7 protein-coding genes are annotated in these 9,949 nt (G+C 69.2%); 5 read left to right on the top strand and 2 right to left on the bottom strand.

Annotated elements, in window-relative coordinates:
- Nucleotides 1-573: a DUF1285 domain-containing protein gene (locus JNL31_RS08680; RefSeq protein WP_294972346.1), complete on the bottom strand. Its 573-nt coding sequence runs from the start codon at nucleotides 571-573 to the stop codon at nucleotides 1-3.
- A gap of 247 nt (nucleotides 574-820) precedes the next feature.
- On the opposite strand from JNL31_RS08680, the gene JNL31_RS08675 reads away from it, so the two are divergent.
- From JNL31_RS08675 to JNL31_RS08660, 4 genes are read left to right on the top strand one after another with little or no spacing between them, the layout of a single operon-like run.
- Nucleotides 821-1,825 (top strand): MoxR family ATPase, encoded by a 1,005-nt coding sequence (locus tag JNL31_RS08675; RefSeq protein WP_294972344.1) that lies wholly within the window; start codon nucleotides 821-823, stop codon nucleotides 1,823-1,825.
- Nucleotides 1,822-2,709: a DUF58 domain-containing protein gene (locus JNL31_RS08670; protein WP_294972342.1), complete on the top strand. Its 888-nt coding sequence runs from the start codon at nucleotides 1,822-1,824 to the stop codon at nucleotides 2,707-2,709. The genes JNL31_RS08675 and JNL31_RS08670 overlap by 4 nt, the downstream gene beginning before the upstream one ends.
- Complete coding sequence (locus JNL31_RS08665; RefSeq protein WP_294972339.1) at nucleotides 2,710-5,496, top strand: DUF4159 domain-containing protein; 2,787 nt, start codon at nucleotides 2,710-2,712, stop codon at nucleotides 5,494-5,496. It begins immediately after the preceding gene.
- Nucleotides 5,493-7,562, top strand: coding sequence for a hypothetical protein (locus JNL31_RS08660; RefSeq protein ID WP_294972338.1), 2,070 nt, complete (start codon nucleotides 5,493-5,495; stop codon nucleotides 7,560-7,562). The genes JNL31_RS08665 and JNL31_RS08660 overlap by 4 nt, the downstream gene beginning before the upstream one ends.
- Before the next feature lie 31 nt (nucleotides 7,563-7,593).
- Here JNL31_RS08660 and JNL31_RS08655 read toward each other — a convergent pair whose 3' ends face one another.
- Nucleotides 7,594-8,055, bottom strand: coding sequence for a GNAT family N-acetyltransferase (locus tag JNL31_RS08655; protein ID WP_294972335.1), 462 nt, complete (start codon nucleotides 8,053-8,055; stop codon nucleotides 7,594-7,596).
- Between the two features lie 126 nt (nucleotides 8,056-8,181).
- On the opposite strand from JNL31_RS08655, the gene JNL31_RS08650 reads away from it, so the two are divergent.
- Complete coding sequence (locus JNL31_RS08650; protein WP_294972333.1) at nucleotides 8,182-9,906, top strand: DUF4153 domain-containing protein; 1,725 nt, start codon at nucleotides 8,182-8,184, stop codon at nucleotides 9,904-9,906.
- The last annotated feature ends 43 nt before the right edge of the window (nucleotides 9,907-9,949 follow it).

Raw genomic sequence — 9,949 nt, 5'->3', positions numbered from 1 at the left:
TCAGGGCAATTCCGACGAGGGGATCACCGGGAAGAACTGCCCCGAGGACCAGAGTCCGAACCACTTATGCCCGTCGTGGTCTTCATGGCAACCCAGATCGATCAGCCGGTAGAAGGATTTCCGGTCGATCAGCGCCCAGAGATTGCGGCGGATCAGCACATAGGGCGAGGGCTCGCCGGTGTCCGGGTCACGTTCGACCCGCAGGGGGTGGTCGGGGCCGAGGGTGGCCGTGTCCTCGGTCTTGGTGCTGAAGGTCACGATCTGGTCGCGGTGCGCGCCCTTGGCGTCGAAGTCCACGGCGAGGAGGGGGGCGTCGTCGACCCTGATCCCGACCTTCTCGACCGGGGTGACGAGAAAATAGTCGTCCCCCTCGCGCTTCAGGATCGAGGAGAAGAGCTTGACCAGCGGCGCGCGGCCGATGGGGGTGCCGAGATAGAACCAGGTGCCGTCGCGGGCGATGCGCATGTCGAGATCGCCGCAGAAGGGCGGGTTCCAGAGATGGACCGGCGGCGGTCCTTTCTGTCCGGCGGCCTTGGCGGCGGCGGCGAGCGTGTCGGCGTTGGGTTGCGTCATGGGCGCAATGTAGTGGTGTTACCGCAGGGTGCAACCGGCGCTTTCTGCAAGGGGTTCCGAAGCGCGGGTTGGACGGGCGCCAAGTTTCTTGAGCAAGAAACTTGTCAAAATCCTTGCTCAAGGATTTTGGGTCGCGCCCGGTGACGCCTCTCTCACGATCATTTGTGTCAAGTCGCCTTTTGCCATTTGTGCCCGGCGGGATACTTCGATTTACTGACAGGGACAGACCCTGAAGGGAGCATGAGGCATGGCCGATACGAAGGCGCTGGTGGCGGAAATCGAGGCGCTGGGGGCGACCCTTGGTCAGGCGAAGGCCTCGATCAACCGCCGCTTCATCGGGCAGGAGAAGGTGGTCGACCTGGTGCTGGCCTCGATGCTCTGCGGCGGCCACGCGCTGTTGGTCGGCCTACCGGGCCTGGGCAAGACCCGGCTGGTGGACACGCTGGGCACGGTGATGGGGCTGAAGGCCAACCGCATCCAGTTCACGCCCGACCTGATGCCTGCCGATATCCTGGGCTCGGAAGTTCTGGAAACCTCGGCTGACGGGGGCCGGGCCTTCCGCTTCGTCGAAGGTCCGATCTTCTGCCAGCTTCTGATGGCGGACGAGATCAACCGGGCCTCGCCCCGGACCCAGTCGGCGCTGTTGCAGGCGATGCAGGAGAAGGAAGTGACCATCGCGGGCCAGCATCGGCCCCTTGGCAAGCCGTTCCATGTGCTGGCGACGCAGAACCCGATCGAGCAGGAGGGCACCTATCCGCTGCCCGAGGCGCAGCTTGACCGTTTCCTGGTGCAGGTCGATGTCGACTACCCCACCCGCCAGACCGAACGCGACATCCTGATCGCCACGACGGGCGCCGAGGAGGCCGAGGCGCATCAGGTGTTCACCGCCGGCGAACTGATCGCGGCGCAGGGGGTGATCCGGCGGATGCCGGTGGGCGAGCAGGTGGTGGAGGCGATCCTCGACCTCGTGCGCGCCTGCCGTCCGGGCGAACCCGAGGGCCGCGATCTGGCGGATGCGCTCAGCTGGGGACCGGGGCCGCGGGCGGCGCAGGCGCTGATGCTGATGGTCCGGGCCAAGGCGCTTCTGGAAGGGCGGCTGGCACCCTCGATTTCCGACGTGGCGGACCTCGCGCAGGCGGTGCTGGTGCACCGGATGGCGCTGTCCTTCGCGGCCCGGGCGCGGGGCGAGACGCTGGCGGGGATCATCGCCCGCGTGACCAACCGCGTCCTCAAGCTTGAGGCGGCGGCGTGACCGCAGCCCCCCAGGCTTTGAACGGCGACCTGCGCACCCGCGCGGAAGCGCTGGGGCAGACCCTGCCGCCCCTGCTGGCCGAGGCCGAGATGCTGGCCTCGACGGTGATGATGGGCGAGCATGGGCGACGCAGGGCGGGGCTGGGGGATGAATTCTGGCAGTACCGCGCGGCGCATGCGGGCGATTCGGCGCGGATGGTCGACTGGCGGCGCTCGGCCCGGTCGGACGCGCATTTCGTGCGCGAGCGCGAATGGCAGGCGGCGCAGTCGGTGACGCTCTGGGTCGATCCGGCGAAGTCGATGTCCTTCACCGGCGACAAGTCCCGCGCGCCGAAAGCGGACCGGGCGAAGCTTCTGGGCCTGGCGCTGGCGGTTCTGTTGTTGCGGGGCGGGGAGCGGGTCGGGCTTGCTGGTCTTGCCGCACCCCGCGCCGGGCGGGCGCAGCTTCTGCGGCTGGCCTCGCGGCTGTCGGGCGAGGAGGCGGGCGAGGATTACGGTGCGCCGGAGACCGAGGGCATGGTGAGCCACGGGCGCGGGGTGTTCCTGTCGGATTTCCTGGGCGATCTGGCGGGGATCGAGGCCGGGCTGGCGCGCGCCGCCGACCGGGGGGTGAAGGGCGTGCTGATCCAGGTCCTCGACCCGGCGGAGGAGGAGTTTCCCTTCGACGGGCGGACGATCTTTGAATCGATGGGCGGCACGATGCGGCACGAGACGCAGCGCGCGGGCGACCTGCGCGACCGCTATCTGGCGCGGCTGGCGGAACGCAAGGATCGGCTCGCGCAGCTGTCCCGCGCGGTCGGCTGGCATTTCTCCACGCATCACACCGGGGCGCCGGCGCAATCGGCGCTTCTCTGGGCCTATGCCGCGCTGGAGGGGGGGCGGTAGATGTTCACCCTCGGGCCGCTTGGCTTCACCGTCCCCTGGCTTCTGATCGCGCTGATCGCGCTGCCGGTGCTGTGGCTTCTGCTCCGGGCCGTGCCGCCCGCGCCGATCCGACGGCGGTTTCCCGGCGTGGCGCTGCTTCTGGGTCTGAAGGACGAGGAGGCCGAGACCGACAAGACCCCGTGGTGGCTCCTGCTTCTGCGGACGTTGGCCGTCGGCGCGGTGATCGTGGGTTTTGCCGGGCCGATCCTGAACCCGGAGGATCGCGCGGCGGGGACCGGGCCCTTGCTGATCATCGTGGATGCGGGCTGGGCCGATGCCCGCGACTGGCCGCAGCGGGTGGCCAAGGTCGAGGCGCTGGTGGGCGAGGCCGGGGCGGCGGGGCGCACGGTCGCAGTCATTCGCCTGACCGATGCGCCGGACGCGGTGGCCTTCCAGACGGCCGAGGCCTGGGCGGGCCGGGCCGCAGGGTTGCAGCCACAGGCCTGGGCGCCGTCCGGGATGGCCGGTTGGGCCGGAGCGCTGCCCGATGGCGGGTTCGAGACGGTCTGGCTGTCGGACGGGCTGGAGCATGAGGGCCGGGCTGATCTCCTTGCCGCCTTGCAGGCGAAGGGTGACGTTCGGGTGATCGAGGACCCGCGCACCGTCTTCGGCCTGCATCCTGCCGCCTTCGAGGATGGCAAGATCGTGGTCCGCGCCAGCCGGGTGCCTGCGGGCGACGCGGCGTCGGTCGAGGTCATCGCGCAGGGGCCGGACCCGGCGGGGATCGAGCGTGATCTGGGCCGCGTCACGCTGGACTTCGCCAGCGGGGCTGCGACGGCGGAAGCTGCCATCGACCTGCCGCCGGAACTGCGCAACCGCGTGACGCGCTTCGCGCTGGAAGGTGCGCGCACGGCGGGGACGGTCAGCCTGGCCGACGACAGCCTGAAGCGCCGCAAGATCGCGCTGATCAAGACCGGGGCGGATCAGGAATCGCTGCAACTCCTGTCACCGCTGCACTACCTGCGGCAGGCTTTGGCCCCCACGGCCGACCTGATCGAGGGCAACCTGATCGACGCACTGAAGGCGAACCCCGATGTGGTGATTCTGGCCGATGTCGCCGACGTGACCGAGGCCGAGCGCAAGGCGGTGCTGGACTGGGTGGAGAAGGGCGGGCTCCTCCTCCGCTTCGCGGGGCCGGTGCTGGCGGCGAGCGATGTCTCGCGCAGCGAGGAAGACCCGCTGATGCCGGTCCGCCTGCGCGAAGGCGGTCGCACGGTCGGTGGCGCGATGAGTTGGGGCGAGCCGAAGGCGCTGGCCCCGTTCCCGGAAGGCTCGCCCTTCTTTGGCCTGACCGCGCCGCCGGACGTGGTGGTGCGCGAACAGGTGCTGGCCCAGCCCGACCCGGACCTGGCCGAACGCACCATCGCCGCGCTGGATGACGGTACGCCCTTGATGACCCGCAAGGTGATGGGGGCGGGGCAGATCGTGCTGGTGCATGTGACGGCGAATGCCGAATGGTCCTCACTGCCCCTGTCAGGGTTGTTCGTGCAGATGCTGGAACGACTTGCGGTCTCGACCAAGGCGGCTGCGCCGGGGACCGAGGATCTGGCGGGCCAGACCTGGGTGCCGGAGGTGGTGCTGGACGCCTTCGGCCAGACTTCGGACGCGGGCGACCTGCCGGGGGTCGAGGGCGAGGCGCTGGCCAAGGCGGTGGCCGAGGGGCCGTCTGCCGCGCATCCGCCGGGGCTTTACGCCGGGTCCGACCGCCGCGTGGCGCTGAACGCGGTCGGGACCGAGACGGAACTGAAGCCGATGGCCTGGCCCGCGGGCGTGCCGGTCGACCGGCTGGAGGCGCGGGCGGTGCAGGCCTTGAAGGGGCATTTCCTGACCTTCGCCACGGTGCTGCTGCTGGTCGACGTGCTGGCTGCGCTGTGGCTCGCCGGGCGCCTGCGCGGGCTTTCGCGCGGTGTGGCGGTGCTGGCGGTGGTGCTGCTGGCGGCCTTGCCAAGGGGCGCGATGGCGCAGGACGACGGGCCGAAACCCGGCGACGATTTTGCACTGGAAGCGACGACCTCCGTGGTCCTCGGCTATGTACGGACCGGCGATCCGAAGCTGGACGAGCTGTCCCGGGCCGGGCTCCTTGGCCTCAGCGACAAGCTCTGGCAGCGCACCTCGGTCGAGCCGATGATGCCGATGGGGGTGGACATCGAGAAGGACGAGCTTGCGTTCTTCCCTTTCCTCTACTGGCCGATCGAAGCAGGCGAGAAGCAACCCTCGGACGCGGCCTACGCCAAACTGAACCAGTATCTGCGCACCGGCGGGATGATCCTGTTCGACACGCGGGACGCCGACCTGACCGGCCTCGGTGGTGGCACCACGCCCGAAGGCCAGGCCTTGCAGGTCATCGCCTCGGGCCTCGACATTCCGCCGCTGGAGCCGATGCCGTCCGACCATGTGCTGACCCGCACCTTCTATCTGCTGCAGGATTTTCCCGGCCGCTATCAGGGCGGGCAGGTTTGGGTGGAGGCCGCCCCGAATGCCGCGGCTGAAGCGGCGGAGGGGATGCCGTTCCGCAACCTGAACGACGGGGTGACGCCGGTGGTGATCGGCGGCAACGACTGGGCCTCGGCCTGGGCGACGGACGATAGCGGCATTCCGCTGGTCCCCATCGGGCGCGGCTATGCGGGCGAGCAGCAGCGCGAGATCGCCTATCGCTTCGGGATCAACCTGATCATGCATGTGCTGACCGGCAACTATAAGTCGGATCAGGTGCATGTGCCCGCGCTTCTGGAAAGGCTGGGGCAATGAGTGCCACCGTGGTCTTTGCGCCGCTGGTCGGCTGGCCGCTGATCTGGGCGCTGTCGGGGGCTGCGGTGGTTCTGGTCGCGCTGGCGCTGTGGCGGGGGCTGTCGGGCTGGTGGCTGCGGGCCCTGGCGCTGGCGGCGCTGGTCATGGCGTTGGCCAACCCGGCCTTGCAGGAGGAGGAACGGCAGAATCTGTCGGACATCGTGATCCTTGTCGTCGACGACAGCGCCAGCCAGGCGCTTGGCGACCGCAAGGCGCAGACCGAGGCTGCCGTGGCCGCCGTCCAGGCGGAAATCGCGCAGATGCCGAATACGGAACTCCGCATCCGCCATGTCGGCGACGGCGAGGAGGATGCGGGCACGCTGGCGCTGACCGCGCTGTCCGAGGCCCTGGCCGAGGAACCCCGCGCCCGGGTGGCGGGGGCGATCCTGATCACCGACGGGCGGGTGCATGATCTGGGCGTGGTGCCGAACCTGCCCGCGCCCTTGCAGGTGCTGCTGACCGGCAAACAGGCCGACTGGGACCGCCGTATCGTGGTGAAGAACGCCCCGGCCTTCGCCATCATCGGCGAGGAGTTCAAGCTGGACCTCAAGGTCGAGGATATCGGCGCCCCGCCCTCCGGTGCGGGCGAGGTCGAGCTGACCATCTCGATCGACACCGAAGCGCCGCAGACCTTCACCGTGGCGCTTAACACCGATCTGGAACTGCCGGTGACGCTGCCGCATGGCGGGGCGAACGTGCTGCAATTCTCGGTCGCCCCGGTGCAGGGCGAGATCACCGACCGCAACAACGCGCTTGCGGTGCAGATCAACGGGGTTCGCGACCGGCTGCGGGTGTTGCTGGTCAGTGGGGAACCCCACGCAGGCGAACGGGTCTGGCGCAACCTCTTGAAATCCGACGCGGCGGTGGATCTGGTGCATTTCACCATCCTGCGTCCCCCGGAAAAGCAGGACGGGGTGCCGGTCGATGAGCTTTCCCTGATCGCCTTCCCGACGCGGGAGCTGTTCGTCGAGAAGATCAAGGAATTTGACCTGATCATCTTCGACCGCTACCGGATGCGGGGCATCCTGCCGACGTCCTATATCGAGAACGTGGTCAATTACGTCCGCGAAGGCGGCACCGTGCTGGTCGCCGCCGGGCCGGAGTTCGGCGCGGTCGACAGCCTCTACCGTTCGCCGCTCGCGGAAATCCTGCCGGTTGCCCCCACGGCGCAGGTGATCGAGGAGGGCTTCCGACCGAAGATCACCGACCTCGGCCGCCGCCACCCGGTGACGGAAGGGCTGGAGAAGGAGGCGCCCGAAGGCGGCTGGGGCCGCTGGTTCCGCCAGATCGAGGTCGAGCAGACTGCCGGGCAGGTGCTGATGTCGGGCGCGCATGGCCTGCCGCTTCTGGTCCTGAACCGGGTGGACCAGGGGCGGGTCGCGGTGCTTGCCTCGGACCAGTCCTGGCTCTGGGGCCGGGGCTACGAAGGGGGCGGACCGCAGCTGGAGCTGCTGCGACGGCTGGCGCACTGGATGCTGAAGGAGCCCGAGCTGGAGGAGGAGACGCTCACCGCAGAGGTCAAGGGCGAGGCGATGGTGATCACTCGCCGGACCCTGGCCGAAGAGGAGCCGGGTCCGGTCACGATCACCGCGCCGGACGGAACGGTGACGGAACTGGCGATGCCGCAGGCCGCGCCGGGCCGCTATGAGGCCGGATTCAAGGCGCCGATGCTGGGGCTTTACCGGCTGGAGCAGGGCGAGCTGACCCGGGTCATCGCCGTCGGCCCGGCGACCCCGCGCGAATTTGTCGAGACCATAGCCTCGGGGGCTGACCTTACGCCCTTGGCCGAGGCGACGAAGGGCGGCGTCACCCGGCTGGAACCGGGCACTCCCGACATCCGCACCGTGGCCGAGGGAAGGGTCGCCGTGGGCCGCGGCTGGATCGGCATCACCCCGCGCGAGGCTTACCTTACGACCGAAGTGAACGTGATGCCTGTCCTGCCCGCCTGGGCCTGGCTTCTGCTGGCAGCAGGCCTGGCCGTGGTGGCCTGGCTGGTCGAGGGACGCAAGGGCGCGAAGGCGGCGTGAGGGCGGCCCGGTCGGGTGGGTCAGGCCAGCGTCAGAGCGGCCGGACGTATCGGATGAAGGGTGTGACCTTGGCGATCCGGTCGTACAGCTGGCGTGCCTCGTGGTTGAAGTCCTGCGTCAACCAATAGACGGCGGGAGCCCCGGCGGCATCGGCGCGGGCATAGACCGCCTCGATCAGCTTGCGGCCAAGGCCCAGGCCGCGCGCCTTGGGGTCGACATAGAGGTCTTGCAGGTAGCAGACGCTCTCGATCTTCCAGGCATGCCGGTGGAAGAGGTAATGCGTCAGGCCCATGAGCCGACCGTCGACCTCGGCCACAAGGGCGCTGAAATCCTGCGGGTCCTCGCCCAGAAGCCGGGCGAAGGTCGAGACATAGACGGCCTCGGGCACGGATGTCTGGTAGAACTGCAGATAGCCGGTCCAGAGCCTGCGCCAGTCGGCCTCGTCTTCGCGGCGCAGCGGGCGGATCACCGGGGGCGGGTTGGCGGGCGGCATGGCAGTCCCTCCTGGGCTCGTGGCCAGCTTGCCGTGTCGCAATCTGCTTGGCAACGGGTGGGAAATCCTGACTATGCGCCGGGACTGCACAAACGAATAACAACGGCAAGAGGCGGGAGGTCGACGATGACAGGGCAGATCGCGGCTCGGGTGCAGCTTGCGCTGGTCGGCGCAATCGGCGGCGCTCTGCTCTGGGCCGTGTTCCAGGCGGACGAGCGGGAGTGGATCGGCCATTACCCGGCCTTCGTGCTTTTCGCGCTGGTCCTGAGCGCGTTCGGCGCCCTGTTGGCAATGGCCGGGCCCCTGGGCCTGACGCGGGCCTTGCCGCGGGCCCTGGGGCTGGGGCTTGCGGTGGCCGGACTGGTCTGGCTGACCGCGCTGCGCTTTGGTGAGGCCGATGCGCTGTTCAGCCCGCCGATCCCGATCCTCGCGGCGCTGACCGTGGCGACGCTGCCGGTGCCCTTCCTGATCGCTGCGGCAAAGTCGAGCTGGCACGACTATCCGGAACTGTTCCTGGAGGCCTGGTCGATCGTGCTGCGCGTCGCTGCTGCAGCGGCCTTCACCGGGTTGGTGTGGCTGGTGATCTACCTGTCGGACGAAGTGTTGCGGATCGTCGGGATCGACGTGATCCGCCGCCTGCTGGCGCATGATGTCGTGCCGCTGATCCTGAGCGGTGCGGTCTTCGGCCTTGCGATGGCGGTGATCCATGACCTCGCCGATCTCGTGTCGCCTTACGTCGTCCTGCGGATGTTCCGGCTGTTCCTGCCGGTCGTGCTGGGGGTGATGGCGGTCTTCCTGGTCGCGCTGCCGTTCCGGGGGCTGGACGGTCTGGTCAGCGGGCTGTCGCCCGCCGGGCTGCTCCTCGCCATGGTTGCGGGCGGGATCGGGCTGGTGTCGATCGCCGTCGACCAGTCGGACGCGGACGCGACGCAAAGCCCGCTCTTGCTGCGCTGCACGCAGGGACTGGCGCTGGTGCTGCCGCTGGTTGCCGGGCTGGCGCTTTACGCGATCTGGATCCGGGTCGGCGACTACGGCTGGACCCCGGGGCGGATCTTCATCCTCCTCGTTGCCGGGATCGGGGTGGCCTACGGACTGGTCTATGCCGGATCGGTGCTGCGTGGCGGGCAGTGGATGGAGCGGATCCGGCAGGGCAACATCCGGATGGCGCTTTTGGTGGTTGCGCTGGCCGCCCTTTGGCTGACGCCGGTGCTGAACGCCGAACGCATATCGGCGGCAAGCCAGCTTGCACGGTTCGAGGCGGGCAAGACCCCGGTCGCGGCGCTGGATGTCCAGGCCTTGCGTTCCTGGGGCAAGCCGGGTGCCGCAGCGATCACCGCGCTTGAAGCGAAGGCCGCCGAGCCGGGGCAGGAGGCGCTGGCGCAGCGACTGGCGGGCGATGGCGCACCGGTGATGGACCGTGGAGCGCTGGCGGCGAAGCTTGCGGCGGTGATGCCGTTGCAGCCTGCCTCGGCTACGGGCACGCGCGACATGCTGTTCGCGGCGGTGGACGATTACCAGCTGCAGGACTGGCAGCGCGTCTGCGACTCGAAACTGCCGGACGGCCGTCCCCGCTGTCTGATGGTGGTTGCCGATCTTCTGCCGTCGCGTCCGGGCGAAGAGGCCATGCTGTTCCTGCAGCGCAGCCCCGACTATGCCGAGATCACCGGGTTGTATCTGGATGACAGGGGCCAGCCGGTCCTGCGCATGGCGGCGCATCCCGACGGGCGCTACATCGAAGCCGCCGACGCCATGGCGCTGATGCGGAGCTACCAGGACGCGCCTCCACCGGTGACGGCGGCACAGCTGAACCAGCTTGGCACCGACGCGGCGGGGCTTCTGTTCCTGCCGTGACTCGGGGGGTTCCGTTAACGATTGCGCGCTAGGCTTGACCCGG

The sequence above is a fragment of the Tabrizicola sp. genome (assembly GCF_016792905.1).
Classification (GTDB): Bacteria; Pseudomonadota; Alphaproteobacteria; order Rhodobacterales; family Rhodobacteraceae; genus Tabrizicola.
This window is presented reverse-complemented; position numbering and strand designations above follow the sequence as displayed.

Excerpts from the sequence above, each read along its gene's own strand:
- JNL31_RS08655 (WP_294972335.1), bottom strand. The coding sequence starts at position 8,055 with ATGCCGCCCGCCAACCCGCCCCCGGTGATCCGCCCGCTGCGCCGCGAA.
- JNL31_RS08665 (WP_294972339.1), top strand. The coding sequence starts at position 2,710 with ATGTTCACCCTCGGGCCGCTTGGCTTCACCGTCCCCTGGCTTCTGATC.
- JNL31_RS08660 (WP_294972338.1), top strand. The coding sequence starts at position 5,493 with ATGAGTGCCACCGTGGTCTTTGCGCCGCTGGTCGGCTGGCCGCTGATC.
- JNL31_RS08650 (WP_294972333.1), top strand. The coding sequence starts at position 8,182 with ATGACAGGGCAGATCGCGGCTCGGGTGCAGCTTGCGCTGGTCGGCGCA.
- JNL31_RS08680 (WP_294972346.1), bottom strand. The coding sequence starts at position 573 with ATGACGCAACCCAACGCCGACACGCTCGCCGCCGCCGCCAAGGCCGCC.
- JNL31_RS08675 (WP_294972344.1), top strand. The coding sequence starts at position 821 with ATGGCCGATACGAAGGCGCTGGTGGCGGAAATCGAGGCGCTGGGGGCG.